Raw genomic sequence first — 26,056 nt, forward strand, 5'->3', positions numbered from 1 at the left:
CCGGCCCCCACCCGAGACCCATCGGCACCCGAAACTGGAGGAGGCGCCGTGACCCAGGTCGAACCGGCAACCGCCGTGCTCGCCCCCCGCAACCCCACCGGACCGGCGCACCCCCGCCCGGCCGAGACGGCGGGCCAGCCGTACGAATACCGACGCCGCCCCCTGGTCGAACCCGACTGGACCCGCTTCCCCGGCTGGCGCCAGGTGACCCGCGAACAGTGGGAATCCGCCCAGTGGCAGCGCGCCAACTGCGTCAAGAACGTCAAACAGCTCCGCGCCGTCCTCGGCGACACCGTCGACGACGACTGCTACGCCGACCTCACCGCCGACCAGGCCACCCAGGCCACCATGTCGATGCTGGTCCCACCGCAGATGCTCAACACGATGGTGCCGGACGGCCCACTCGACACCGACGCCTTCCGGGCCGACCCGATCCGCCGCTACATGCTGCCGCTCGGCAGCGACCGGCGCACCGACTGGCCCTCCCACCCGTACGCCACCCGCGACTCACTGCACGAACACGACATGTGGGTCGCCGAGGGCCTCACCCACCGCTACCCCACCAAGGTCCTCGCCGAACTGCTCTCCACCTGCCCCCAGTACTGCGGGCACTGCACCCGGATGGACCTCGTCGGCAACTCCACCCCGACCGTGCAGAAACTGCGACTGAGCCTCAAGCCCGTCGACCGGTACGACGCGCACATCGACTATCTGCGCGCCCACCCCGGCGTCCGCGACGTGGTGGTCTCCGGCGGCGACGTCGCCAACGTGCCCTGGCGCAACCTCGAGTCGTACCTGATGCGGCTACTGGGCATCGAGACGATCCGCGACATCCGGCTCGCCACCAAGGCACTCGCCGGACTCCCCCAGCACTGGCTCCAGCCGGAGGTGGTGGAGGGACTCGAACGGGTCGCCCGGACCGCCGCCCGACGCGGCGTCAACCTCGCCATCCACACCCACGTCAACCACGTCCAGTCGCTCACCCCGCTGGTCGCCCGGGCCGCCCAGACCGCGCTGGAGGTCGGCGTCCGCGACGTACGCAACCAGGGCGTGCTGATGCGCGGCGTCAACGCGACCACCGCCGACCTGCTGGACCTCTGCTTCACGCTCCAGGGGGAAGCCGGAATCCTGCCGTACTACTTCTACATGTGCGACATGATCCCCAACGCCGAACACTGGCGGGTACCGGTCTGGCACGCCCAGCGGCTCCAGCACGACATGATGGGCTACCTGCCCGGCTACGCCACCCCACGGATCGTCTGTGACGTGCCCTTCGTCGGCAAGCGCTGGGTGCACATGGTCACCGAGTACGACCGCGAACGCGGCATCTCGTACTGGACCAAGAACTACCGTACGTCGATCGAGTCCGACGACCTCGCCGCGCTGGACCGGCGGTACGCCTACTACGACCCGATCGACAGCCTGCCCGAGGCCGGCCGGGCCTGGTGGGCCCGGCACGGCACTCAGACCGATCACTGAGGACGGACGACCGTCAACGGTCGAAGGCGTCCTTGGCGTTGCGGCCGGCTTCCTTGACGTTGGTGCCGGCCTGCTTCGCCTTGGCCTGCATCTGATCGGAGGCGCCCTCGCCGCGCATCTGCTCGTTGTCGGTGCGGTCGCCCATCCGTTCCTTGGCGGCGCCCTTCAACTCCTCCGCCTTGTTGCGCATCTTGTCCATGGCACTCATGTCGCACTCCTCACCTCGATGGCTCCGCTCGCGGCGGCTGGCCGATAGCTGAGTTGCCCGACAGGCTGCGGTGAAACCTGCCTAATCGCCTCAGAGTGCTCGGATCTCCACAAACAACGCGTGAGCCCTTGCCCCTCGGGGTCTCTTCGGGTCTTGACCTTGGCTGGCGTGCCACATCCCGTAAGGCATCCTAGGATACTAGTTTGAGGTTGGTGCGCGGCGGGGATGGTTGACTGGACGGATGGCCGAGATCATCCTCATCCGCCACGGCGAGACCACCTGGAGTGCCAGCCACCGGCACACCTCCTACACCGACCTGGAACTCACCCCGGACGGCGAACGCCAGGCCCGCGAGGTGGCCACCGAGCTCGCCGGGCGGAGCTTCGCCGCCGTGCTCTCGAGCCCCCGGCGGCGGGCACTGCGCACCGCCGAACTCGCCCAACTGCACGTCACCGAGGTCGACGAGGACCTCAGCGAGTGGAACTACGGGGAGTACGAGGGTCTGACCAGCGACGAGATCCGGCAGAAACGCCCGGACTGGTTGCTCTGGACCGACGGCTGCCCCGGCGGCGAGAGCCCCGAACAGGTCGGCGACCGGCTGGACCGGGTACTGGCCAGGGCGACAGCGCTGCTCGACACCGGTGACGTGGCCCTGGTGGCGCACGGGCACAGCCTGCGGGTGGCCGGGGCGCGCTGGATCGGGCTACCGCCCAGCGGCGGCGGCCGGCTGCGCCTGGACACCGCCACCGTCTCCGCGCTCGGCTACGAGCACGGCCGCCCGGTCATCCTGCGCTGGAACTCGTCGGGTCGGCCGGCAGCGCCCGCAGCCGCGCCGTCCCCGGCTCCGAACTGAGCTTCGACGCCACCGGCAGCTTCGGCGGGCGGCTCTCGTACGGGACGGAGAGCACCACGGTGGTCCGGGTGGTGACGTTCGCGGCGGTACGGATCTCCTGGAGTACCCGCTCCAGGTCCACCGGGCTGGCCACCCGGACCAGCAGCAGGTAGAAGTCCTCCCCCGCCACCGAGTAGCACGAGTCGATCTCCGGCAGGTGGGCCAGCCGGTCCGGTGCGTCGTCCGGCTGCGACGGGTCCAGCGGCCGGATCGCCACGAACGCGCTCAACGGCAGGTCGATAGCCTCGAACGCGATGCGGGCGGCGTACCCCTTGATCACACCGCGCTGCTCCAGCCGGCGGACCCGCTGGTGCACCGCGGACACCGACAGCCCCACCCGCTCGGCCAGGTCCGTGTACGACAGCCGGCCGTCGGCGGCCAGAGCCGCCACGATGGCCCGATCGGTCTCCTCCACGGCCTGCAACCTACCCGCAATGGGTGCCCCGGACGACGTCGCGCCGACCGCGTCCCCGCCGTGCGTTATCAGGTCGATAGCTGACGGCCATCCCGGACGGCCGACCGACCGCCCCGCCGACCAGCTCAGCAGGCTGGGGTCGGCGGGCGGACGGTCCCCGGTCAGCGGGCCAGCGAGCGGGCGATCACCAGGCGTTGGATCTGGTTGGTCCCCTCGACGATCTGCAACACCTTCGCCTCCCGCATGTACCGCTCGACCGGATGGTCCGCCACGTAACCGGCACCGCCGAGCACCTGCACCGCGTCGGTGGTGACCCGCATCGCGGTGTCGGTGGCGAAGAGCTTCGCCTTGGCCGCCTCGATCGAGTACGGCCGTCCCGCGTCCCGCAGCCGGGCCGCGGCCAGGGTCAACGCCCGGGCCGCCGACACCTGGGTCGCCAGGTCGGCCAGCATGAAGCCCAGCCCCTGGAAGTCGATGATCGGCTGGCCGAACTGTTCCCGCTGCCGGGCGTAGTCGACCGCGTAGTCCAGCGCCGCCTGGGCCAGCCCGACGGCGCAGGCGGCGATGCCGAGCCGGCCACTGTCCAGCGCCGACAGCGCGATCCGGAACCCCTCCCCCTCGGCACCGACCAGCCGGTCGGCCGGCACCCGGGCGTCGTCGAAGGCGATCTGCGCGACCGGCGACGAGCGCAGCCCCATGGTGCGTTCCGGGCTCTGCGGGACGATCCCGGCGGTGCCGGCGTCGGCGAGCAGGCAGGAGATCCCCCGGGCGCCGGGCCCGCCGGTGCGGCAGAAGATGTTGTAGAAGTCGGCGCTGCCGGCGTGCGTGATCCAGGCCTTGGTGCCCGAGACGAGGTAGTCGTCGCCGTCCCGGGTCGCCCGGGTGGTCAGCGCCGCCGCGTCCGAACCACCCTGCGGCTCGGAGAGGCAGTACGCCCCCAGCAGCTCGCCACCGATCATGTCCGGCAGCAGCTTGCGTACCTGTTCGCCGCCGTAGGTCGCCACCGGGTAGCAGGACAGGGTGTGCACGCTGACCGCCTCGGCCACCGCCAACCAGCGGCTGGCCAGGATCTCCAGCACCTGGAGGTAGACCTCGTACGGCTGCGCCGCGCCGCCGTGCTCCTCCGGGTACGGCAGGCCGAGCAGTCCGGCCCGGCCGAGGGTACGCAGCAGCTCGCGGGGGAAGACGCCACGCTGCTCGAAGTCGGCCACCCGGGGCGCGAGTTCCCGGTCGGCGAGTTCGGTGACGAGTTCGAGCAGCTCGTACGCCTCGTCGGTGGGCAGGATCCGGTCGACGGTCATCGGGCTCTCCCACTCCGCTGGTCGATGACGTGGCACGCCTGGCCGGCCCGATCGGCCGGGGTCGCCCCGGATTCCCGGCCCGTCGTGCGGGGCCGGCCGGGAACTCCGCCGGGCAGGGCTGGGCCGGTCACAGCCGCACCAGGTCCCGGGAGAGGGTGTTGAGCCGCTCCACCCCGTCCGGGGTGCAGACCACGATGTCCTCGATCCGGGCGCCGTGCCGGCCGGCCAGATAGATGCCCGGCTCGATGGAGAACGCCATCCCGGGTTCCAGCGGCAGCTCGTTGCCGGCGACCAGGTACGGGTCCTCGTGTCCGTCCAGCCCGATCCCGTGCCCGGTACGGTGCAGGAAGGCCGCGCCGTAGCCGGCGTCGGCGATGACCTCGCGGGCCACCGAGTCGACGGCCGCCGCGCTCACCCCCGGCCGTACCGCCCCGACGGCGGCCTGCTGGGCCGCGTGCAGCACCTGGTAGTAGTCGGTGTAGTCGGCCGGCGGGTCGCCGACGACGTAGCAGCGGGTCGAGTCGGAGCAGTAGCCGGACGGCATGGTCCCGCCGATGTCGACGACGACCGGTTCACCGACCCCGATCACCCGGTCGGAGGTGCCGTGGTGCGGGCTGGCGCCGTTCGGGCCGGCGGCGACGATCGCGAAGTCGGCGGTGGCGTGTCCGGCCTCCCGGATGCCGACCGAGATGTCGGCGGCGACCTCTGCCTCGGTCCGGCCGGGACGCAGCCACTCGGCCATCCGGGCGTGTACCGCGTCGATCGCGGCACCGGCCTCGCGCAGCGCCGCCACCTCGGCCGCCGACTTGCGCAGCCGCAGCCCCCGCAACACCTCGCCGGCGAGCCGCTGGGTGGTGCCGGGGAGCACGGCGCGCAGCGCGAGCACCTGCTCGGCCCACATCCGGTCGCCGAGCCCGACCGCGGCGACGGGCCCGCCGAGGGCGCGCACCACCAGCGGGTACGGGTCGGTGCCGTCCGGGTGGTCCACGATGCGTACCCCGGTGCGTGGCGCCGGAGACGCCTCGGCGGCCGGCCGTTCCAGCGTCGGTACGACGAGGGTGGGTTCGCCGGTGGCCGGCAACACCAGGCAGGTGAGCCGTTCCAGGGCGTGCGCGTGGTAGCCGGTCAGGTAGCGCAGGTCGGAGCCCGGCGGGATGAGCAGGGCGTCCAGCCCGGCGTCGGCGGTGGCCTTCTGGGCCGCGGCCAGCCGGTGCGGCGGATAGAGGTCTGCGTCACACACCTGAATAGCTTAACGGTCGTTCGGGCGGAATCGACCGGCGGGACCACACCGAAAGCCGGCTCTCGGCGGGCCGTCCGACCTGCCCTGCTCGGAGGGCATCCGGAGCGCCGCGCCGACGACGCCCCGGCCGGTGGGGCCGACAAGAGGAAGTGTCCTGCCAACCCGCCGGGCCGGTCGTGGCGGTGCCGTCGACCCGCCGGGCCAGGGCCTGCGGCCGGGGCGGGCGACGCTGTGCCAGGCTGTCCGGGTGAACGACAGCCGCCCCCTGCTCCTCGTCGACGCACCGAGCCTCTACTTCCGGGCCTACTTCGGCATCCCGGAGTCGGCCGCCAAGGCGCCGGACGGCAGCCCCGTCAACGCCGTCCGGGGCTTCCTGGACATGCTGGCGACACTGATCCGGACCCGCCGGCCGGACCGGCTGGTCTGCGCCCTTGACTACGACTGGCGCCCGGCCTGGCGGGTGGAGCTGCTGCCGTCGTACAAGGCGCACCGGGTGGCGCCGGAAGGTGGCGAGGTGGTGCCCGACACCCTCTCCCCACAGGTACCGCTGATCCTCGAACTGCTGGCCGCGATCGGCATCCCGGCGATCGGGGTGGACGGCTACGAGGCGGACGACGTACTCGGCACGCTGGCCGCCACCGCACCGGCACCGGTGGAGGTGGCCTCCGGGGACCGGGACCTCTTCCAGCTCATCGACGACAGTCGGCCGGTGCGGCTGCTCTACTGCGGCCGGGGCGTGGCGAAACTGGAGGACTGCGACGACGCCGCCGTACGGGCCAAGTACGGCGTACCGGCCGCCGGGTACGCCGACTTCGCCGCGCTGCGGGGTGACCCCAGCGACGGCCTGCCCGGGGTGGCCGGGGTCGGTGACAAGACCGCCGCCCGGCTCGTCGACCGGTACGGCAGCCTGGCCGGCATCCTGGCCGCGCTGGACGACCCCTCCTCCGGCTTCGCGCCCGGGTTGCGGACCAAGCTGAACGCGGCCCGGGACTATCTGGCGGTGGCGCCGAAGGTGGTCCGGGTGGCCCTGGACGTGCCGCTACCGCCGCTGGACACCACCCTGCCGGCGGCGCCGGTCGACGCCGACCGACTGCTCGGGCTCGCCGAGGCGTGGAACCTCGCCGGCCCGTGCCGCCGGCTCGTCGACGCGCTGGCCGGCAACGCCGTGCCCGCCTGACCCCTCCCGCTCCCGCCCGCGCCCTCCGACTTCCGCCGAGGAGACGCCCCCGAGGCCCGTTCGCCGGCAGGGCCACCGATCCGGGCATTATTGCGGCGCGCGGCCCGGTCAGAGGGGAAATGCGTCGTGCTCGTCCGACCTGGCCCCGGTCTGCCCCCAGGAATTGCGTTCCGACGTTTCGCGGAAATGTCGACGGGTACTGCCCGCCGGTCCGCTGAAGCGGAACTTCCCAGGCAGAGGCCACTGTCGCGCTGATCCTCGGTAGCTTTTTCCGGCCTCCCCCCGAAAGGGATGTTTCCGCCTACCGGGGAGCTAAGGAGCACGGATGAAGAGCGGAATGCGGATCGGACTCGCGGTGGCTCTGGGCTACGTTCTCGGCCGTCGGAAAAAGCTGCGGAGCGCTCTCGTCCTGGCCACCGCCGTGGCGGCCGGACGGGCCAGCCGTGGGCCGGGCGGCCTGCTGAAGCAGGGCCAGGATCTGCTCCAGTCCTCCCCCCAGCTGAGCGGCCTCGGCCGCCTCGGCAGCCCGCTCGTCTCGGCCGGCCGGGCCGCCGCGACCGCCGCCGCCGGCAGCGGCATCGACGCCCTGAGCGGTCGGCTGCGCGGCGGCGCGGACGCCCTGCGCCGACGCTCGCCCGGCGCGCCTGGTGCCGAGGCCGGCGGCGGCGAAGAACCCGGCCAGGAGCAGGGCCGGGACGAGAACCAGGACAGGCCGGACGGGGCGGAGGCCGGAACCGAGAACGCCGGCGGCCGGCGGAGGCGGGGGCGGTGACGATGGCCGGAAACGCGAAGCCCGGCGGCCTCGCCGGCAGGGCCCGCGACCAGATCGGGGCCGAGCTGCGCAACCTCGCCTCGGCGATCGGTGAGTGCGCGGTGGCGGCGGTGACGGAGAAGGTCACCGGCGCGACCGAACGGCTCAGCGAGTACGCCCGGCAGGGTGGCGGCCCCGGCCTCATCGCCGCGGCGACGGGCGCGCAGAAGCTCGCCGAAGGACGTACCCCGGCAAGGGCGATGTTCGAGGCCGGCCTGGCCAGCGGTAGGGAGAGGTTGATGTCAGCTTTCGGCAGGGGCGGCGGAAAGGGCGGCTCGAAGAAACTCAAGGTCACCAACATCGTCGAGTCGATCGAGGTCGGCGTGCCGATCCGGGTCGCGTACAACCAGTGGACGCAGTTCGGCGACTTCCCGAGCTTCATGAAGAAGGTCGAGAGCGTCGACGCGGACAGCGACGAGAAGCTGAGCTGGAAGGCACAGGTGCTCTGGTCGCACCGGAGCTGGGAGTCGACAACCGTCCGGCAGATCCCGGATCGGCTGATCCACTGGCGTTCCAAGGGTGAGAAGGGCTCGGTCGACGGCACCGTCAGCTTCCACGAACTGACCCCGGACCTGACCCGCATCCTGATCGTCCTGGAGTACCACCCGCAGGGCTTCTTCGAGCACACCGGCAACCTCTGGCGGGCCCAGGGCCGCCGGGTGCGGCTGGAGTTGAAGCACTTCGTCCGGCACGTGATGACGCAGACGGTCCTCGACCCGGACTCCGTCGAGGGCTGGCGCGGCGAGATCGAGGACTCCCAGGTCGTGCGGGACCACGAGACGGCGCTGCGCGAGGAACGCGAGCAGCGGGACGAAGCGCGGCCGGCCGAGCAGGAGCGCGAGCAGCGGCCCGCCGCCGACCGCCGGCCCGAACAGCGCCGCCGCCCCCGGGACGAGGAGTACCAGGACGAGTTCGACGAGTACGACGGGGAGGAGCCGGAAGAGGAGGAGGAGCCGCCGCGCCGACGCCGGCCGGAACGGGTCCGCCGCCCCCGGCCGCAGGAGGAGCCGGAACGTCCCCGTCCGGCGGCCCGCCGCATCTCGGAGCCGCCCCGGCGACCCGTGGTCCGGCGCCGACGGGAGGAGCGGGGCGAATGACGGTCGCGGCGGGGGGTGCCGCGGGCGGCGGCGCGCTGGAGCGGTCCGGCGGAGCCGGGGGGATGGCCGACGTGGTGGAGACCGTGCTCGACAAGGGCGTGGTGATCGACGCCCAGGTCGCCGTCGGGGTGGTCGGTATCCCCCTGTTGGAGATCAACGCCCGGGTGGTCGTGGCGAGCATCGAGACGTACCTGCGCTTCGCCGAGATCGTGGACCGGCTGGACCTCTCCCCCGCGCCGGGCGACGCGCTCGGCGGGCTGGTGGAGAACGTCACCGACGCCGCGCAGGGGCTCACCGCCGGCCTCGCCGGGGTCGCCCGCGAGCTGGGCGACGCGGCCGGCGGCCCCGCCGCGCCGGCCCGGCGGACGCGCCGCGAGAACCGGAGGCGGTGAGGTGGCCGACGAGACGGGACTCTTCGTCTACGGCATCGTGCCGTCCGACGTGGAGCCGACCCCGGACGCCGCCGGAATCGGCGACCCGCCCGGCGAGGTCGCGGCGATCCGGCACGGCGAGCTGGCCGCGCTGGTCAGCGAGGTAGGGCTGGCGGAGCCGCTGGGCCGGCCGGCCGACCTGCGCGCCTACCAGGAACTGCTGGACGGGACGGCGGTGGTGGCACCGGTACTGCCGGTGCGCTTCGGCACCGTGGTCACCGGACCGGACGCGGTGACCGAGCTGCTCGGCAACCACCACGACGGGTTCGTGGCGGCCCTCGACGGGTTCGAGGACCGCGTCGAGTACGTGGTGCACGGCCGCTACCACGAGGAGCCGCTGGTCGAGGAGCTGCTCGCCGCCGCCCCGCAGGCCGCCGAGCTGGCGCGGCAGGTGCACGGGCAGCCGGAGGCGGCGAGCCGGCAGCAGCGGCTCCGGCTCGGCGAGATGCTCAGCCAGGCGGTGGAGCTGCGCCGGGAGGCGGAGAACCGGCACGTCCTGGACGCCGTGGCGCCGCTGGTGGTGGAGAGCACGGCCCGCCCGCCGAGCAACGAGCTGGACGCGGTGAACCTGGCCTTCCTGGTGGACTCCGCGCGGGTGGACGAGTTCGTCGACGCTCTGGAGGAGTACGCGGGGCGGCACCGGGACCTGATCCGGATGCGGCTGCTCGGCCCGCACGCCCCGTACGACTTCGTCGCCGCGCACCAGCTGGCGGGGTGACGGGTGGACATCCTCTGGGCACTGCTGACCCTGCCGTACGCCCCGGTGCGCGGGCTGACGGCGGTGGTGAAGGTGATCGCCCGGGAGGCCGAGTCCCAGCAGCACGACCCGGTGAACGTGCGCCGGGAACTGGAGGCACTCGATCGGGCGGCGGCGGCCGGCGACATCACGGAACGGGAGCGGGACCGGGCGCAGCAGCGGATCCTCGACCGGCTGACGCCGACGGGCGAGCGCCAGCCGGGGCGGGACCCCGGCGGCGCGCGGCGGGGCACCGGGGCGCACCGGGGCGACGGCAGCAGCAGGCGGCGGTCAGGGAGGTAGGCGGGATGACCCAGGGACGGATCCGGGACGTCGGCGCCCGGGGCGGCGAGCCGGTGGGCGGGCGTGACGACGAGGAATACCCCGAACCGCTGTCGGCGGCCGAGGCGGCCGACGAGGGGTTGCGCCTGATCAGCACCCTCGCCGGCCGGGAGGCGCAGGGCGTCGTCTCGCTGGAGTCCACGGACGAGGGCTGGCGGGTCGGCGTGGAGGTGGTCGAGGACCACCGGATTCCCGCCTCCACCGACCTGCTCGGGCTGTACGAGATCGACATCGACGTCGACGGTGAGCTGCTCGGGTACCGGCGGGTGCGTCGCTACCCGCGCGGAAAGGGCGAGGTGGGCTGAGATGACGAGTCCACGCACCGCGTCGGTGGTGCAGAACTCCGGCCAGGTGCTGCCGGCCGGCCACGAGCCGGCGAACCTCGGCGACATCCTCGAACGCGTGCTCGACCGGGGCATCGTGATCGCCGGTGACATCCGGGTCAGCCTGCTCGACATCGAGCTGCTGACCCTGAAGCTCCGGCTGGTCATCGCGTCGGTCGACACCGCCCGGCAGATCGGCATCGACTGGTGGGAGCACGATCCGTGGCTCAGCTCGCGGGCCCGCCCGCCGGTCGAGCCGGGTCCCCGGGACCCGGAGGAGGTCGAGGCGCAACGGCGGCCCCGGGTGGCCCGCCGGGCCGCCGTGTACAGAGAGGACCGCGATGAGCCGGATCGATGAGCCTGTTCCGGGCGAGCCGGATTCCGCGGCGGGGGCGGCCGGGTGTTGGCTGCACGGGGTGGCCCGGGAGGTCGACCCGGCCACGCTGGCCGGCGGCACCGGGATGGACGGCGGGCCGCTGCGGGCCGTACCCGCCGCCGGCCTGGTCGCCGTGGTGAGCACCGCGCCGCTGGCCGAGTACGGCGAGGAGGCGCTGCGCCGCAATCTGGAGGACCTGGCCTGGCTGGAGCGGGCCGCACGGACGCACCACGAGGTGGTGGCGGCGCTGTCCCGGACCGGCGCGGTGGTGCCGACCCGGCTCGCCACCGTCTACCGCGACGAGCGGGGCGTCGCCCGGCTGCTCGCCGAACGCCGGGCCGACCTGGCGGCCACCCTCGACCGGCTCGCCGGCCGCACGGAGTGGGGCGTCAAGGGGTACGTCGTGCCGGGCCTGCCCGCCCGGGCCACCGCCCCGGTCGGGGCCGAGGGGGCCGGAGCCGCGTACCTGCGGCGACGCCGGGCGGAGCTGAGCTGTCGGGACGAGGGTCAGCGAGCCGCCGCGCAGGCCGGCGCGGCCGTGCACGACGCGCTCGCCGGGTACGCGGCGGCCGCCCGCCGGCACGCCCCGCAGGACCGCCGGCTGTCCGGGGCGCCCACCGCGATGGTGCTCAACGGGGCGTACCTGGTGGACGTGGCCGGCCTCGACGGGTTCACCGCACTGGTCGCCGCCCTGGCCCGCCGCCACGCCGAGCTGCGCCTGGAGCTGACCGGCCCCTGGCCGGCGTACTCCTTCGCCCAGGACGACCCGCCGCGGCCGGCGCTGACCGTCCGGGAGCCGGCGTGGTGACCACGGCACTCACGCCGAGCAGCGCGGACGACCCGCTGGCGTACCGGCCGGTGGCGCTGGTGGACCTGCTCGACCGGGTACTCGCCACCGGCGTGGTGATCAGCGGTGACCTCACCATCGCCGTCGCCGACGTGGAGCTGGTACGCATCTCGCTGCGGGCGCTGGTTTCCTCGGTCGGCGCGCTCGTCCAGCCGGAAGCGCCGGAGCCGGCGGAGCCGCCCGGTACGCCGCAGCCGTGCGGGCCGGAGCCGGTCGGGTTCGGGCAATGACGGGGCCCGGGTTCGACGGCGGCCGGGACGTCCCGGCCGGACCGGGCGGAGCCGCCCGGCGGGACGAGGCGGCCGAACTCGCCGCCGCCCTCGGCGAGCCGAGCTGGGCGGCGCCCCGGGTGACGCCGCTGGACCGGCGGCTCGCGGTGGACCGGGACTCCGTCGAGCGGGGGCTCGCCAGTCTCGTGCTCACCGTGATCGAGCTGCTGCGGCAGCTCGTGGAACGCCAGGCGCTGCGCCGGGTGGAGCTGGGCGACCTCACCGGCGAGCAGGTGGAACGGATCGGCGTCACCCTGATGGCGCTGGAGGAGCAGATGACCGAGCTGCGGGAGTACTTCGGGCTGTCCCCCGAGGAGCTGAACCTGGATCTCGGCCCTCTCGGCACGCTGCTGCCGACGGAGTGACCACCGTGGCGACCGGCCGACCTCGTCGGCGGGGTGGCCCGGGGTGCGGCCCGGAGCCGTCCGGGTGCGGCGTCAGAAGGGCTGGCGGGTCCGGAAGCGTCGGCCCGGGCCGGTCGACGGTGCGGAGCGCTCCGCGCCGCGCTCGGCGGCCCGCTCCTCGGCACGCCGTTCGGCGGCCCGGTCGGCCTCGAGCCGTTCCGCCGCCCGGTCGGCCAGGTACGCCGAGGCGGCCCGGTCGGCCTCGGTGGGGGTGGCGAGCAGGGCGTAGAAGAGCACGAAGGCCACGAAGATCACGATCAGCATGATCGGCAACAGCAGGGTGGCGCCGCTGGCACCGGTCGGCGCCGGGGCGGCCGGCTGCGGGTGCACCGACATCGCCGCCATCCCGGTGTAGTGCATGCCGGTGACCGCGAAGCCCATCACGAAGGCGGCACCGGTCACCGCCCGGGTGCCGCGGACGTTGACGGCCAGCCAGAGCGCCGCGGTCGCGGCGACCACCGCGATCAGCACCGACGCCACCACCAGGGACATCTGGTAGTCCATCCGCCCGCGCAACTGCATCGCCGACATGCCCAGGTAGTGCATGCTGGCCACACCGAGCCCGGCGAAGAGCCCGCCGAGCAGGATCCGGGGCCAGGAGACCCGCCCGGCGAAGACCGCGACGACCAGCCCGATCCCGACGGTCAGGACGGCGACCAGGGCACTGGCCACGGTCACCGCCACGTCGTAGCGGATCGGGGTGCCGGTCACGCTGAACCCGAGCATGGCGGTGAAGTGCATGGTCCAGATCCCCGTACCGCCGATCGCCCAGGCGGCGAGGAGCAGCCACCAGACCCGGCGTCCGGTCGTCCGCGCCTCCCGGACCCGTACCGCACAGAGCAGCCCCAGGAACGAGCCGAGGACGGAGAGCCCGTAGCTCAGCGTGGGCGTGACCCAGCCGTACTGGAAATGGTCGATGGTGCCCATGTCGGTGATCTCCTCGCGCCGTCGCACGGCGGTTCCGCGCCCGCGGATGATGATCACTTGCTGTCCGACCAGCCACAACGGTGCGTTCGGGCGCATCTGCCGGCCGACGGGCCGTGGGCAGGGTGGCCGTAAAGATCATCAGAGGAGGAGCGTCGGCTGACCTGACGGAAGAGAACGGCTGGCTGAACAGCCGAGCCCGACTCGATCGGCCCGTCAGGTCGCGCCGTGGTAGGCCAGCACGCCCCGATTGATCGTCCCCATCGCCTGCCGCGCCGTGCCACGCAGCTCCACCGAGGCACCCGCCGAGTCCGCGACCTGCCCGAGCAGGTCCACCACCTGCCGGGCCCACCGGACGAAGTCACCCGCCGGCATGTCGCCGTCCAGGTTGTGGCCGCTGGCCAGTACCTTCGCCAGCGCCTCGCCCCGGGCCCACCGGTAGACCGGCCAGACGAAGCCGAGATCGGGCTCCCGGGTCGCCTCCAGCCCCCGGGCCGCCTCGTCGGACTCCAGCTCCGCCCAGATCTTCAGGGTCTCGCCCACCGCGTCCGAGACCGGCCCCCGGGGCATCGAGGCCCGCTCGTCGGTGTCCCGGCGCGCCTCGTAGACCACCACCGAAACCGCGGCGGCCAGCTCGGCCGGGGAGAGCCCGTCCCAGACCCCGCGCCGCAGGCACTCCGCGACCAGCAGGTCCGCCTCGGTCCAGATCCGGCCCAGCATCCGGCCCGCGTCGGTGACCTCGCCGGACTCGGAGAGGTAGCCACGGGCGGTGAGGATCCCGCAGACCCGGTCGAAGGTCCGGGTGAGTGATCCGGTACGTCCGGAGACCCGCTGCCGCAGCTCGGCGGTGTCCCGCTCCAGCCGACGGCGGCGCTCCGCCCAGCGGGCGTGCTCCTCCCGGTCCGGGCAGGCGTGGCAGGGGTGCCGGCGCAGCTCGGCACGGAGCTGGCTGAGCCGCTCGTCCTCACCCGCGGCACCCCGGGACCGGCCGGCGCGCCGCGCGTTCCGGTCCAGCCCCGTCCCGCTGACCGCCGCCGCGAGATCCCGGCGGGCCGCCGGGGAACGGTGGTTGAAATGCTTCGGTACCCGGATCCGGGCCAACACCTCGGCCGGGGTGGTGAAGTCGCCGGGGGTGATCCGGCCGGCCCAGCGATCCTGGGTCAGCACCAGCGGCCGGGGTTCGCCGAACCCACCGACGCCGGGATCGAGCACCACCGCCAGCCCGGCCCGCCGGCCCGACGGCACCCGGATCACGTCACCGACCCGCAGCCGCTCCAGCGCGGCCAACGTCGCCGCCCGGCGCTGCGACTGCCCCTGCCGGGCCAGCGACTGCTCCCGGTCGGCGATCGCCAGCCGCAGCCCGAAGTACTCGTCGAAGTCGCCGTGGTGGCAGCGCACCTCCGCGCCGTACGCCTCGATGGTCTCGACGTTGCGCTGCACCTGCCGGGCCAGGCCGACCACCGAGCGGTCCGCCTGGAACTGCGCGAACGACGACTCCAGCAGCTCCCGGGCCGGCGCCGCACCCACCGACCCGACCAGGTTGACCGCCATGTTGTACGACGGCCGGAAGCTGGACCGCAGCGGATAGGTACGCGTCGAGGCGAGCCCGGCCACGTGCCGGGGATCGACCTCCGGCGACCAGACCACGACGGCGTGCCCCTCGACGTCGATCCCCCGCCGCCCGGCCCGCCCGGTCAACTGGGTGTACTCCCCCGGCGTCAGGTCGACGTGCGCCTCGCCGTTGAACTTCACCAGGCGTTCCAGCACCACGCACCGGGCCGGCATGTTGATCCCGAGCGCCAGCGTCTCGGTGGCGAAGACCGCCTTCACCAGCCCACGGACGAAGAGTTCCTCGACCACCTCCTTGAACGCCGGCAGCATCCCGGCGTGGTGGGCGGCGAGGCCGCGTTCGAGCCCGTCGAGCCACTCCCAGTAGCCGAGCACGGCGAGGTCCTCGCCGGGGACACTGGTGATCCGGCTCTCCACCACCTCGCGGATCTCGGCCCGCTCGTCCGGGGTGGTCAGCCGCAGTCCGGCGGCCAGGCACTGCGCCACGGCGGCGTCGCAGCCGGCCCGGCTGAAGATGAAGAGGATCGCCGGCAGCAGCCCCTCGCGGTCCAGCCGTTCGACGATGTCGGGCCGCAGCGGCCCGCGCCAGCGTGGCCCCCGGGGCCCGCCGCGCCCCCACCCCGGCCCGTGGGTACGGCCGTCGCCGAGTTCGAGGCGGCGCAGCATCTCCCGGGTGTAGCGGAGCAGTTCCGGGTGCACGTCGTGCTTGCGGGCCGCGTCGGCGTCGTGGAACAGGTCGAACATCCGCCGGTTGACCAGCATGTGCTGCCAGAGCGGCACCGGGCGGTGCTCGCTGACCACGACCTCGGTCTCGCCGCGTACCGTGATCAGCCAGTCGGCGAACTCCTCGGCGTTGGAGACCGTGGCGGAGAGCGAGACCAGGGTCACCGACTCCGGCAGATGGATGATCACCTCTTCCCAGACGCCGCCCCGGAACCGGTCGGCGAGGTAGTGCACCTCGTCCATCACCACGTACGCCAGGCCGGTCAGGCTGGACGAGCCCGCGTAGAGCATGTTGCGCAGCACCTCGGTGGTCATCACCACCACCGGCGCGTCGCCGTTGATCGCGTTGTCCCCGGTGAGGAGCCCGACCTGCTCGGAGCCGTACCGGTCCACCAGGTCGTGGTACTTCTGGTTCGACAACGCCTTGATCGGAGTCGTGTAGAAGCACTTCCGGGTCGGCCCACCCGGCTCGGCCCCGGCGTCGGTGCGCAGCGCCAGGTGCACGGCGAACTCGCCGACGACCGTCTTGCCGGCACCGGTCGGGGCGCAGACCAGGACACCACTGCCCCGCTCCAGCGCCTGACACGCCTCCCGCTGGAAGTCGTCGAGATCGAACCCCAGATCCTGGGCGAACTCGTCAAGCGCGGGGAACATGCTGGCCTGCGCGGCCCGGCGGCGCGCCGCTGCGTACCGCTCGGCGGGGCTCGACATGAATCCAAGATTAATGCGTACCGGGTGCTCGCACGCCGGCAGGCCGTAGAGCGGGCCCCGAAGAGCCGGTCGGTAGGGTGCACGACGTGCCGGATCATGCCGAACCGCCCAAGCCTCGTACGTCGAGCGGAACCGCCGACTCCGCCCCAGGGGTGCCGCCGCGCCGCCCGGTGGACGCGGTGCTCTTCGACTTCCACGGCACCCTCGCCCAGGTGGAGGAGCCGGTCGCCTGGGTGCTGGCCGCCGCCACGGCCTGTGGGACGACGCTGGACCGCGCCCGGGCGACGGCACTCGCCGACCGCCTGGTCACCGCCGGCCGGGCCGGTGGGCCGCTGCCGGCCCGGGTTCCGCCGCACCTGGCCGAGGTGTGGGCGGAACGCGACCTCTACGGCCCCGCCCACCGGGCCGCCTTCGTCGGGCTGGCCGAAACGGTCAACAGCGGCGTGAGCGGGCTGGCCGAGGCGCTCTACGACCGCCTCCTGCTCCCCGACGGCTGGCTCCCGTACGCGGACACCGCGGCCACGCTGCGGTCGCTGCGCGCGGCCAAAGTGCCGGTGGCGGTGGTGAGCAACATCGGATTCGACCTCCGGCCGATCTTCGAGGCATGGGAGCTGACCGACCTGGTCGACGCGTTCGTGCTCTCCTACGAGGTCGGGCGCTGCAAACCCGACCCGGCGATCTTCTACCGGGCCTGCGGCCTGCTCGGCGTCGACCCGGAACGGACGCTGATGGTCGGGGACACCCCCGCCGACGCCGGGGCGGTACGCGCCGGCTGCGCCGTGCTGGTGTTGCCGGCCGCCGAGCCGGGGCAGGTCAACGGGCTGACCGCCGCGGTGGACCTGGCGGTGCCGAACGGCCGCTGACCTGGATGGCCCCGCCGCCGTGACCCGCGTGCGTCGCCGTCGCGGTCGGGGCCGGGTTCGAGGCCGGGACCGAGACCGGGGTCGGGGTCGGGGTCGGGGTCGTGAAGGGTCGTGGCGAGACTGTCGAGCTGCCCCGTTTGTGCTCCCGCGTCCGCGCTGGCTACTGCTCCGACCGGGAACGTTCACCGGGTTGGCGGCGGCGGGCCCGCAACCGGTGGGATGAGCCGGACAGGCCGGTGACGCCCGCAGGAGCGCGCGCACAACCGACAGATGCGTCACAAATGCGGGCTTTACGCGTTCGGGTCCCAGTCTGCGAGCTGCTCCATCGGCTCGGTGTCGCCGGTGGTCTCCAGGCCGTCGAGCGGGATGCGGTCGTAGAAGTAGCGGACCAGTTCGCTCGCTGCGCCGCGCATCGCCAGGTCGCCCGGCTCCGCGTCCGCGGCGAGGTCGTCGCAGCGGACGCCGTCGGCGTTGAGGGTCAGGCGCCAGGAGCGGCCCTCGGTCGTGTGCAGGTCGATGGTCGCCGGCTTGAACGGCCAGGGGACGGTCGTCGCCGAGACGGTCGTCAGGAACTCGTCAACGCCCTCGACCGCGACGTCCGTCGGTAGCGGCTGTGCGGCCCCCAGGGTGAGCTGGGCGTCGTAGGTGTGGACGGCGATCTCCTGGATCTGGTGCCGCGCCACGGCTCCGCTGGTCTCTGGGGCCTGCGAGCGGCCCCACCAGGTCCAACAGCCGCGATCCGGGCCGGCCTCGCGCAGCGCGTCGAGCATGAGCTGGGTCGACTCGGCGAGCCAGGCGTCCAGGGCTTCCCGGTCGCGGGGCGCGGTCGGGGCGCCCTTCGGATCCGTCTTCGCCGGGGGCTCAGCGCCCGGGCCCGCCGCGACGATGGCGGCCTGACGGCGGCGGCCGTCGCCGAGGTGCTGCGCCAGTTCGCGCAGCGTCCAGTCCGGGCAGGTCGGGACCTGGACGTCAAGGTCGGGGGCGGACGCGATCGCGGCGCGGAACGCGGCCGAGCGGTCTTCGATCAGCCGCAGGACCTCGGGGAACTCCAAGATGTTCTGCACCTCGGTGGTGTATCACGGCGCTCCGGCCGCCGGATAGCGCATTTGTCGGACGAACGCCTCGACGGCCGGGCGGAGCGCCGGCGCCGAAGCCGTCCTGAAACTCCGCGCGCTGCTCGCCGACCGCCACTTCGACCGTTACTGGACCTACCAGCTGAGCCCAGAGCACCAGCGCAACCAGCAGGCCCGGGGTGAAATGAGACCTGGTGCTCTGACCGGGAACGTTCACCGGATGGGCCCGGGGTAGCCTGCGCCGTGCAGGTCTATCCCCTCTGGCACATCAGCCACCAGAACGAAGCCGGCCCCGACGACGAGACGATTCACCTCGACGACGAGGGTGTGGTCATCGACGAGCAGGACGGCGACGACGTCAAGCTGCTCGGCATCTACTCCTCGCAGGCCCTGGCCGAAGAGCGGATCCGCCGCGCGCGTCTGCTGCCGGGCTTCGCCGACGAGCCGGACTGCTTCCAGATCGGAGAGTACGACCTCGATGAGGACCACTGGACCGAGGGCTTCGTCCGCGTCCCGGTCCAGTCCTTCGGGTGAGCGACCCTGCCGAGGCGGGCCGTTCACGCCGCTTCGGGGAAGGTCATTCCTCCCCAGCGAAGGCCCTTTTCGCTGCGGAGGCGCGCGTGTTCCCTCTGGTCGAACCGGTGCCTCACGTCCCGCACCGTGTCCTCGTCGGCCCGTACCGTCAGCGCACCGGCCAGCGCGGACGCGGGAGCACAGACGGGGCAGCTCGACAGTCTCGCAAACAGGTATCCCGCCGCCCCCGCCACCGCCCGGATCGGGTACCGGGCCGACGTACCACCCCGGATCAGTCGCGGCGGATCAGCGCAGCAGGCGTACGGCGCCGGGGACCGCGGTGACGGTCACCGGAAGGGGCAGCGCCCGCTCACCGTCGGCGTACCCGACGATGTCCTCGGCGACGAGTTCGACCGTACGGGCCCGCTGGGTGTGCACCATCGGATGCGCCAGGTGGGTACCCCGGTAGACCCGGGGCTTGATCCGGGTCAACGTCGTGCGGCTGACCGGGCCGGCGTAGACCACGTCGAGCAGCCCGTCGGTCGGGTCGGCCGTCGGGCAGATCCGCATCCCCCCGCCGTAACTCGGGCAGTTGCCGACCGCCACCAGCACCGCGTCCAGGTCCCGGGGCACCCCGTCCAGCCGGAGCAGGTAGCGGCGGGGCCGGAGCCGGGCCAGCTCGACCAGGATGGCGAGGTCGTAGCGGCGCGGTCCGCGCGGCCAGGACATCCGGTTGGCCCGCTCGTTGACCAGCGCGTCGAAACCGGCGGCCAGCACCGCGCCGTACCAGCGCTCGTCGCCGTCCGGGCCGGTCATCCGGGCCAGGTCCGTCGGGCGGGTCCGCCCGGCGGCGACCGCCGCCGCGATCACCTCGACGGCGGCGAGCGGATCGGCCGGGTACCCGGTGCCGATGGCGAAGTCGTTGCCGGTGCCGGCCGGTACCGGACCGAAGGCGACACCGGTACCGGCTACCGCCTGGAGCGCCAGATGGACCGTACCGTCGCCGCCGACCGTCACCAGCGCGGCGGCGTCGTCCGCGACCGCGGCCCGGCACGCCGCACTCGCCTGCGCGGCGCTGCCCGCCTCCAGCAGCCGGATCGGCCGGCCCACGGTGCCGAGCCGGTCGAGTACGGCCGGCAACAGCCCGTGGAACCGGCCCCGCCCGGCGGTCGGATTGGCCAGCACCGCCAGGTGGCCGTCGGCCAGCGGGCCGGCGGCACCCGGCCCGGGAAGTTGATCGTCGGCGGTCACGGCGAGCACCGTACCGCCCGCCGTGCCGCCTCCGACACCTCGGTCGAACTCAGGTCATGTCGTCGTAGCGCCGGTCGATCGGTTGCGGCGCCGGGACCGGATCCGGCGCGGAGACCGGTGCCACCGTCTCCACCCGCTCGCCGGCGGTGACCGGCTCCGGCTCCAGGTCCAACGGCGAGACCTCGTCGTCGTCCAGCCCGGCGTAGATCTCCTTGCCGCGTCCCCGGCGCCGGTCGTTGAGCATCGCCACCCCGACCGCCGCGAAGTAGAGCGCGCAGAGGCAGATCGCCAGCGCGGTCATGCCGAACGGGTCCGGGGTGGGCGTGACGATGGCCGAGAAGAGGAAGAAGACGAAGACGGCGATCCGCCACCAGCCGAGCATCTTCCGGCCGGTCACCAGCCCGACGAAGTTGAGCATCAGGACGATGAGCGGGAACTCGAACGCGACCCCGAACATCAGGATCATGTTCGTCACGAAGGAGATGTACCGGGTGATCTCCAGCGTGTTGGTGACGTCCTCGCCGGCGAGGCCGACCAGGAACTCGAGCCCCTTGGCGACCACGAAGAACGCCAGTACGGCGCCGGCCGCGAAGAGCGGGGCGGCGAGCGCGGTGAAGATGTAGGCGTACTTCCGCTCGTGCCGGTGCAGCCCCGGCGCGATGAACGCCCAGAGCTGGTAGAGCCAGATCGGGGCGGCGACGATCAGCCCGACCCAGAGCGCGATCTTCAGGTCGAGCAGGAGTACGTCGGCAGGGCCGAGCTGGGCGAACTGGCACTTGCCGTCCACGGTCGAGCCCTCGAGCTCGCAGTACGGCTGCTGGAGCAGGTGCCGGACGTCCTGGGCCAGCCAGATGCCGAGGCCGAAGCCGACCACGATGCCCAGGGAGGCCTTGAAGAGCCGGTTACGCAGCTCCCGGATGTGCTCGATGAGCGTCATCGAGCCGTCGGCGGCCCGCTCGAAGTTGCTCGGGCCGCGCCGACGCAGCAGGGCGAAGGCCACGGGTGCGGGCCCCGGTCAGTTGTCGCGGACGCGCTGCACCGGGTCGTTGACCGGCGCCGCGGGCGGCGGCTGGTAACCGGGCTGGTGCACGCTGGTCGGCTGCACCGGGTCACCCGGCAGCGGCTGCCGCCCCGCCTGCGCGTCGGCCTTCTCCGCCAGGTCCTTGTCGTCGTCGGCGAGGCTCTTCGTCTCGGCCTTGATGATCCGCAGCGAACGACCGAGCGACCGGGCCGCGTCCGGAAGCCGCTTCGCGCCGAAGAGCAGGACCAGCACAGCCACGAGGACGAAGATGTGCCATGGCTTGAGGACGCCCATGGAAGCTCCAGTTCGATGTTTTGTCCAGCAAAGGGTGTGTCCTGGCCCATCGTACGTGCGTCGGGAAGGAGTGCCACCCGCCAGGCTGGTGACTTTGCGGCCGGCTGGTGAAGTCTTGACCAACGTCGGGCATCCGTCAACCGGAAGATCGACGGCGCTGACCAGGAGCTATTCCTCGCCGCCGCGACGGGAGCTATTCCTCGCCGCCGCGACGGGAGCTATTCCTCGCCGCCGCGCTTGGCGCGGATCAGCACGAGCCGCTGCTGGAGCGTCTCGACCTGCTGCTGCATGGCCTCGGCCCGATCCTGCACCGCCAGCGCGACCCGCTGGAGGTCCTCGGCCTGCTCCTGGCGGCGTTGCAGGCCCCGGGCGGCCCGGTGCAGCCGAGGCAGCCGGGTCAGCACCCGGCGGGCCGCCAGCCCCAGCACCAGGAGCCCGACGAGAACGACCGCGAGCACGATCCACTTCACCACGTCGGCCAGCCTAGTGGCTCCCGGCCGTTGCCGCCGGACTGGCGTCCGGGACCAGTGCGACGTCCGGGTGCGGGGCGGGTGCCGCCGCGCCGTCCGGCGGCAGCGTGGCGTACGCGTCGAGCGCGGCGGCGGCCCGGTCGCGTACCTGGTCGGCGAGTTCCGCCGGGGCGACCACCGTGACGTCCGGCCCGAGCCCGAGCACGAACCGCCGGGCCCAGTCGAGGTCGGTGACCCGCAGTGAGACCAGCCACTCCCGGCCGGCCCGGTCGGCGTCACCCGGATCCGGCTCGACCCGCTCGCACGGGTAGTACTCGGTGATCCACCGGCTGGACCGGCCGACCCGCAGGGTCACCAGCGGCAGGTCCTGGTCGGGGCGGAAGATCCCGGCGCTCAGGTCGTGCAGCCGGGCCTGCGGCGGCGGTGCGGCCGCCTCCTCCAGCTCGACGAGCGCGTCGATCCGGTCGGCCCGGAACAGCCGTACCGACTCCGCCCGCCGGCACCACGCCTCCAGGTAGGCCAGGCCGCCGACCATCAGTACCCGGATCGGGTCGACGGTGCGTTCGGTCGTCTCGTCGCGGGTCGCGGCGTAGTAGGTGATCCGCAGCGCCCGGCCCCGCTGCACCGCGCCGTGCAGCGCCGCCACCCGGTCGCTGTCGCCCGGCATCCGCACCGCGACGGGTGCGTCGGCGAGTTCACCGGCCGCGTTCTCGATCTTGGCGAGGGCGCGTTCGATCGCGTCCCGGTTGGCCATGCCCGGCGTCTCGGCGAGCATCCGCAGCGCCACCACCAGCGCCAGCGCCTCGTCCGGGGTGAGCCGCAGTGGGCGGTCGATCCCGGCGTCGTAGGTGATGGTGACCCGGTCGCCGTCGAAGGCCATGTCGATCAGGTCACCCGGCCCGTACCCGGGCAGCCCGCAGACCCAGAGCAGCTCCAGGTCCTCCCGCAGTTGCCGCTCGGTCACCCCGAGGTCGGCGGCCGCCTCGGACAGCTCGATCCCGGGTCGCGCCAGCAGGTATGGCACCAGGTTCAGCAGTCGGGCCAGCCGGTCGGCCGAGGCCCGCGCCCCGCCGCCGGACCGTTGCGCCGGACGAGTCACGCCGGCTCCCCCCTCTGGTCAGTCTCCGGGGCCCCGACCCCGGTCCGCCCCCGCGTTACCCCGACGCCCGGGCGGTCGCCATCTCGTCGTGCCGGGCGGTGATCTCCTTGAGCCGCTGGATCACGGCATCCCGGATCTCCGGCGGTTCGAGCACCCGGACATCGGGACCGTAGCCGACGAGCCTACCGGCGAGCGACTCGGCGTCGGCGTACGGCAGCACCAGGCGGTCGCCGTCGGGTCCGCTGGTCACCTCCCGGGCCCACCGCCGCAAGCCGGCCGCCCGTCCCGGTGCGACCAGCACGGTGGCCCGGCCGGAGCGCTCCACCGGACCGGACCACTTGGCGACGTGGCTGATCAGGTCGACGCCGACCGGCGGCGAGAAGGCGCCCGGACCGCCGATCGTCCGGACGGCCCCACCGACGATCCGGGAGAGCCGGAAACACCGGGCCGCGTCGCGGTCGAGGTCGTGACCGACGACATACCACCGGGCCCGCCAGCAGACCACTCCCCACGGTTCGAGCCGGCGGCTGGTCGGGGCGTCGCCGTCGGGCACCCGGTAGTCGAAACCGACGGTGCGCCGCTCCCGGGCCGCGGCGGTCAGCGGCCCGAACGCCGGGTCGACGGTGACCACCGGCTCCACCCCGAGGGTGGCCTGCGGGTCGACGTCGACACCGGCGGCGCGCAGCTTCGCCAGCCCGGAGGAGGCCGCCGCGGCCAGCCCGGCGTGCCGCCAGAGCCGGGCGGCGATCCCCACCGCCGCCGCCTCGTCGGGCTCCAGCGGGATGTCCGGCAACGCGTACTCCCGGCGCGCGATCCGGTAGCCCGGCTCGGCGTCGAAGGCGCTGGCCGTGCCGGTCTCCAGTGGTACGCCCAGTTCACGCAGCTCGGCCTTGTCCCGCTCGAACTTGCGCTGGAAGGCCTCGTGGTCACGTGGGTCGTCCGGATCATGCTCATAGCCCGGCACGGTCGCGGCGATCTGCGCGGCGGTCAGGAACCGTCGGGTGGAGAGCAGACAGATCACCAGGTTGACCAGGCGTTCGGTACGGGTCCGCGACACGACACAGACGCTAGCAGTGTCGGATCACGAAGCGGGTACCCCGCGCGGCACCGCGCCGCCCGGTCCGGGTGCCGGCCGACCGGACGACTCCTAGGCTGGCGGTATGCCGGAACGGGACGACACGTCGGAAAGCGTCCTCACGGTCGTGGTAGCCGGGCTGGCCAACCTGGCGATCGCGCTCGCCAAGGTGGTCGCCGGGGTGATCTCGGGCTCGGCCGCGATGCTCTCCGAGGGCGCGCACTCGATCGCCGACACCACCACCGAGGTGCTGCTCTTCACCGCGCTGCGCCGGGGCGCCCGGCCCGCCGACGTCGAGCACCCGTTCGGGTACGGCAAGGAGAGCTACGTCTGGGCCTTCATCGCGGCGGTCTTCACCTTCGTGGTCGGCGCCGGCTTCTCGATCACGCACGGCGTGAACACGATCCGTGGCGGTGAGCACACCGGCGAGTTCCTGGTCTCCTACGTCGTCCTGGCGGTCTCGTTCCTGATCGAGTCGGTCTCGCTGACCCGGGCGGTCCGGCAGATCCGCCGGGCGTCCCGAGCGCGGCGGATCAGTTCGGCCCGCTTCCTGCGGAGCACCGCGGACACCACGATCAAGGCGGTCTTCCTGGAGGACACCGCCGCGCTGATCGGGATCTCGCTGGCCGCCGGCGGTCTCGCCCTGTCCCACTCCACCGGCACCGAGTTCTGGGACGGGCTGGCCTCGATCCTGATCGGACTGCTGCTCCTGGTGGTCGCCACCATCCTGGCCCGGAGCAACATCTCGCTGCTGGTCGGCCGGGCGGTGCCGCGGCCGATGCACGACCAGATCCACCGCGAACTCTCCGCGCTGCCGACGGTGGACCGGGTGGACACCCTGCTCACCATGCATCTGGGCCCGGACGACATCCTGGTCGCGGCGAAGGTCGACTTCCGGGACGAGGCGACCGGCGCGGAGATCGAGGCCGGCGCCGAGGAGGCCGAACGCCGGCTGGTCGCCCGCTTCCCACACGTCCGGTACGTCTTCCTCGACCCGACCCGGAGCGGCCGGCCGTAGCCGGTTACCCTGCCGGCCATGGTGCGATGGCGGTCCGGGACGGTCACGGCGGTCCGGCGTAGCTGGCACGGTGCCGTCGAACTCGACGTCCGGCAGGCCGACGGGGTGCGGCTACGCGCGCTGGCGTACCCGGAACTGGTCGGCACCCCCGAGCCCGGCGACCGGGTGCTGCTCAACGTCGGCGCGCTGTTGATGGGGCTCGGCACCGGCGGGTACGCCCTGGTGGTGGCGCTGCCGGACCGGCTCCCGGCGGACCCGCCCGAGACGGTCGACAGCCGCGACGCCGGACACCTGGTGAAGGCCCGCTACACGCCGCTGCAACCGATCCTGCTCGGCGTCGACGAGGAGGCCTCCCCGCACCGGGCCGCGCTGGCCGACGCCGACGACCTCGGCGGGCTGCCGGTGGTCACCGCCGACCTGCACTCCGCGCTGCCGGCGATCGTTGCCGGGATCCGGGCCGACGCGCCCGGGGCCCGGATCGCGTACCTGATGACCGACGGCGGCGCCCTGCCGGCCTGGTTCTCCCGCACCCTGCACGGGCTGCGCGGCGAACTCGCCGGCACGGTCACCGTCGGGCAGGCGTTCGGCGGCGACCTGGAGGCGACGAACCTGCACAGCGGGCTGCTCGCCGCCCGGCACGTGCTCCGCGCCGACGTGGCGGTCGTGGCGCAGGGGCCGGGCAACCTGGGCACGGGTACCCGGTGGGGCTTCTCCGGGGTCGCCGTCGGGGAGGCGGTCAACGCGGTCGCCACCCTGGGCGGGCGGCCGGTGGGCTCGCTGCGGATCTCCGGCGCCGACCCGCGGGACCGGCACCGGGGGCTGTCGCACCACAGCGTGACCGCGTACGGCCGGGTCGCGCTGGCCGCCGCCGACCTGGTGCTCCCGGCCGAGCTGCCGGCGGACCTGGCCGCGCTGGTCGAGCCGGCGGTGGCCGAGCTGGCGCGGCGGCACCGGATCGTCCGGGTGCCGGTGGAGGGGCTCGACGAGGCGCTGCGGGCCAGCCCGGTGCCGCTCTCGACGATGGGCCGGGGACTGGCCGAGGAGCACGCCTATTTCCTGGCCGCGGCCGCCGCCGGCCGGTGCGCCGCCGGGCTGGGCTGAGCC

The 26,056-nt window shown here is 73.5% G+C and carries 28 protein-coding genes and 2 pseudogenes; 17 read left to right on the top strand and 13 right to left on the bottom strand.

Features of this window, described 5'->3' with window-relative positions:
• The first annotated feature begins 48 nt into the window (after positions 1-48).
• Positions 49-1,479, top strand: coding sequence for a KamA family radical SAM protein (locus tag C6W10_RS18290; protein WP_369938611.1), 1,431 nt, complete (start codon positions 49-51; stop codon positions 1,477-1,479).
• A gap of 13 nt (positions 1,480-1,492) precedes the next feature.
• Here the strand turns inward: C6W10_RS18290 and C6W10_RS18295 are convergent, their stop codons facing one another.
• Entirely contained in the window at positions 1,493-1,687 is a 195-nt protein-coding gene (locus C6W10_RS18295; RefSeq protein ID WP_107259117.1) for a CsbD family protein, read from the bottom strand.
• Between the two features lie 241 nt (positions 1,688-1,928).
• Here C6W10_RS18295 and C6W10_RS18300 point away from each other — a divergent pair, with 241 nt between their 5' ends.
• Entirely contained in the window at positions 1,929-2,540 is a 612-nt protein-coding gene (locus C6W10_RS18300) for a histidine phosphatase family protein (RefSeq protein ID WP_107259118.1), read from the top strand.
• Here C6W10_RS18300 and C6W10_RS18305 read toward each other — a convergent pair.
• The 3 genes from C6W10_RS18305 to C6W10_RS18315 all read right to left on the bottom strand — a co-directional run bounded on the left by C6W10_RS18305 (position 2,470) and on the right by C6W10_RS18315 (position 5,535).
• Positions 2,470-2,994, bottom strand: a complete 525-nt coding sequence (locus C6W10_RS18305) for an Lrp/AsnC family transcriptional regulator (protein ID WP_107259119.1) — start codon at positions 2,992-2,994, stop codon at positions 2,470-2,472. The two genes, C6W10_RS18300 and C6W10_RS18305, sit on opposite strands and share 71 nt — an antisense overlap.
• Positions 2,995-3,155: 161 nt before the next feature.
• Complete coding sequence (locus tag C6W10_RS18310) at positions 3,156-4,295, bottom strand: acyl-CoA dehydrogenase family protein (protein ID WP_107259120.1); 1,140 nt, start codon at positions 4,293-4,295, stop codon at positions 3,156-3,158.
• Between the two features lie 127 nt (positions 4,296-4,422).
• The gene (locus tag C6W10_RS18315; protein WP_107259121.1) at positions 4,423-5,535 is read right to left on the bottom strand and encodes a Xaa-Pro peptidase family protein; all 1,113 of its coding nucleotides are present in this window, start codon (positions 5,533-5,535) and stop codon (positions 4,423-4,425) included.
• A gap of 247 nt (positions 5,536-5,782) precedes the next feature.
• Here C6W10_RS18315 and C6W10_RS18320 point away from each other — a divergent pair, with 247 nt between their 5' ends.
• The 11 genes and pseudogenes from C6W10_RS18320 (at position 5,783) to C6W10_RS18370 (ending at position 12,309) form a co-directional block, all read left to right on the top strand.
• Positions 5,783-6,712: a 5'-3' exonuclease gene (locus tag C6W10_RS18320; protein WP_107259122.1), complete on the top strand. Its 930-nt coding sequence runs from the start codon at positions 5,783-5,785 to the stop codon at positions 6,710-6,712.
• A gap of 325 nt (positions 6,713-7,037) precedes the next feature.
• Positions 7,038-7,484 (top strand): hypothetical protein, encoded by a 447-nt coding sequence (locus tag C6W10_RS18325; RefSeq protein WP_159104641.1) that lies wholly within the window; start codon positions 7,038-7,040, stop codon positions 7,482-7,484.
• A 2-nt stretch (positions 7,485-7,486) separates the two neighbouring features.
• Positions 7,487-8,620, top strand: coding sequence for an SRPBCC family protein (locus C6W10_RS18330; protein WP_107259124.1), 1,134 nt, complete (start codon positions 7,487-7,489; stop codon positions 8,618-8,620).
• A 62-nt stretch (positions 8,621-8,682) separates the two neighbouring features.
• Positions 8,683-8,832 (top strand): annotated as a pseudogene (gene gvpJ / locus C6W10_RS39735) (gas vesicle protein GvpJ); the annotation flags it as partial.
• Positions 8,833-9,013: 181 nt separating this feature from the next.
• On the top strand, positions 9,014-9,769 hold the full coding sequence (locus C6W10_RS18340) for a GvpL/GvpF family gas vesicle protein (protein WP_107259126.1): 756 nt from the start codon (positions 9,014-9,016) through the stop codon (positions 9,767-9,769).
• Positions 9,770-9,772: 3 nt separating this feature from the next.
• Entirely contained in the window at positions 9,773-10,090 is a 318-nt protein-coding gene (locus tag C6W10_RS18345; RefSeq protein WP_107259127.1) for a gas vesicle protein GvpG, read from the top strand.
• A 5-nt stretch (positions 10,091-10,095) separates the two neighbouring features.
• The gene (locus C6W10_RS18350) at positions 10,096-10,434 is read left to right on the top strand and encodes a gas vesicle protein (protein WP_107259128.1); all 339 of its coding nucleotides are present in this window, start codon (positions 10,096-10,098) and stop codon (positions 10,432-10,434) included.
• A gap of 1 nt (position 10,435) precedes the next feature.
• Positions 10,436-10,636, top strand: a pseudogene (gene gvpJ, locus C6W10_RS39740) (gas vesicle protein GvpJ); the annotation flags it as partial.
• Between the two features lie 157 nt (positions 10,637-10,793).
• The gene (locus C6W10_RS18360) at positions 10,794-11,636 is read left to right on the top strand and encodes a GvpL/GvpF family gas vesicle protein (RefSeq protein ID WP_107259130.1); all 843 of its coding nucleotides are present in this window, start codon (positions 10,794-10,796) and stop codon (positions 11,634-11,636) included.
• Positions 11,633-11,905: a gas vesicle protein gene (locus tag C6W10_RS18365; RefSeq protein ID WP_234361321.1), complete on the top strand. Its 273-nt coding sequence runs from the start codon at positions 11,633-11,635 to the stop codon at positions 11,903-11,905. The genes C6W10_RS18360 and C6W10_RS18365 overlap by 4 nt, the downstream gene beginning before the upstream one ends.
• Positions 11,902-12,309, top strand: coding sequence for a gas vesicle protein K (locus tag C6W10_RS18370; protein ID WP_107259131.1), 408 nt, complete (start codon positions 11,902-11,904; stop codon positions 12,307-12,309). Before C6W10_RS18365 ends, C6W10_RS18370 begins: the two co-directional genes overlap by 4 nt.
• 72 nt (positions 12,310-12,381) lie before the next feature.
• On the opposite strand, the gene C6W10_RS18375 is transcribed toward C6W10_RS18370, so the two are convergent.
• Both C6W10_RS18375 and C6W10_RS18380 read right to left on the bottom strand, forming a co-directional pair.
• The gene (locus tag C6W10_RS18375) at positions 12,382-13,302 is read right to left on the bottom strand and encodes an MHYT domain-containing protein (RefSeq protein ID WP_234359295.1); all 921 of its coding nucleotides are present in this window, start codon (positions 13,300-13,302) and stop codon (positions 12,382-12,384) included.
• A 186-nt stretch (positions 13,303-13,488) separates the two neighbouring features.
• On the bottom strand, positions 13,489-16,275 hold the full coding sequence (locus C6W10_RS18380) for an RNA helicase (RefSeq protein ID WP_107259132.1): 2,787 nt from the start codon (positions 16,273-16,275) through the stop codon (positions 13,489-13,491).
• A gap of 86 nt (positions 16,276-16,361) precedes the next feature.
• On the opposite strand from C6W10_RS18380, the gene C6W10_RS18385 reads away from it, so the two are divergent.
• Positions 16,362-17,138, top strand: coding sequence for an HAD family hydrolase (locus C6W10_RS18385; RefSeq protein ID WP_369931221.1), 777 nt, complete (start codon positions 16,362-16,364; stop codon positions 17,136-17,138).
• A gap of 290 nt (positions 17,139-17,428) precedes the next feature.
• Here the strand turns inward: C6W10_RS18385 and C6W10_RS18390 are convergent, their stop codons facing one another.
• A complete protein-coding gene (locus C6W10_RS18390; protein ID WP_107259134.1) occupies positions 17,429-18,202 on the bottom strand; it encodes a maleylpyruvate isomerase family mycothiol-dependent enzyme in 774 nt (257 codons plus the stop codon).
• A 252-nt stretch (positions 18,203-18,454) separates the two neighbouring features.
• On the opposite strand from C6W10_RS18390, the gene C6W10_RS18395 reads away from it, so the two are divergent.
• Positions 18,455-18,745, top strand: a complete 291-nt coding sequence (locus tag C6W10_RS18395; protein ID WP_107259135.1) for a hypothetical protein — start codon at positions 18,455-18,457, stop codon at positions 18,743-18,745.
• 285 nt (positions 18,746-19,030) lie between these two features.
• Here C6W10_RS18395 and C6W10_RS18405 read toward each other — a convergent pair whose 3' ends face one another.
• The 6 genes from C6W10_RS18405 to C6W10_RS18430 form a co-directional block, all read right to left on the bottom strand.
• Positions 19,031-19,975 carry a diacylglycerol kinase family protein gene (locus C6W10_RS18405; RefSeq protein WP_234361322.1) on the bottom strand — a complete coding sequence of 315 codons (945 nt, stop codon included), beginning with the start codon at positions 19,973-19,975 and terminating at the stop codon, positions 19,031-19,033.
• A gap of 49 nt (positions 19,976-20,024) precedes the next feature.
• Positions 20,025-20,975 carry a twin-arginine translocase subunit TatC gene (gene tatC / locus C6W10_RS18410; protein WP_107259138.1) on the bottom strand — a complete coding sequence of 317 codons (951 nt, stop codon included), beginning with the start codon at positions 20,973-20,975 and terminating at the stop codon, positions 20,025-20,027.
• Between the two features lie 15 nt (positions 20,976-20,990).
• Positions 20,991-21,290: a Sec-independent protein translocase subunit TatA gene (gene tatA, locus C6W10_RS18415; protein WP_107259139.1), complete on the bottom strand. Its 300-nt coding sequence runs from the start codon at positions 21,288-21,290 to the stop codon at positions 20,991-20,993.
• A 218-nt stretch (positions 21,291-21,508) separates the two neighbouring features.
• Positions 21,509-21,763, bottom strand: coding sequence for a hypothetical protein (locus C6W10_RS18420; protein WP_107259140.1), 255 nt, complete (start codon positions 21,761-21,763; stop codon positions 21,509-21,511).
• Positions 21,764-21,773: 10 nt separating this feature from the next.
• On the bottom strand, positions 21,774-22,859 hold the full coding sequence (locus C6W10_RS18425; protein ID WP_107259141.1) for a YafY family protein: 1,086 nt from the start codon (positions 22,857-22,859) through the stop codon (positions 21,774-21,776).
• Between the two features lie 55 nt (positions 22,860-22,914).
• A complete protein-coding gene (locus C6W10_RS18430; protein WP_107259142.1) occupies positions 22,915-23,916 on the bottom strand; it encodes a YafY family protein in 1,002 nt (333 codons plus the stop codon).
• A gap of 103 nt (positions 23,917-24,019) precedes the next feature.
• On the opposite strand from C6W10_RS18430, the gene C6W10_RS18435 reads away from it, so the two are divergent.
• Entirely contained in the window at positions 24,020-24,952 is a 933-nt protein-coding gene (locus C6W10_RS18435; protein ID WP_107259143.1) for a cation diffusion facilitator family transporter, read from the top strand.
• Positions 24,953-24,970: 18 nt separating this feature from the next.
• Positions 24,971-26,053: a DUF3866 family protein gene (locus C6W10_RS18440; protein WP_107259144.1), complete on the top strand. Its 1,083-nt coding sequence runs from the start codon at positions 24,971-24,973 to the stop codon at positions 26,051-26,053.
• The last annotated feature ends 3 nt before the right edge of the window (positions 26,054-26,056 follow it).

The organism is Plantactinospora sp. BB1 (genome assembly GCF_003030385.1).
GTDB lineage: Bacteria > Actinomycetota > Actinomycetes > Mycobacteriales > Micromonosporaceae > Plantactinospora.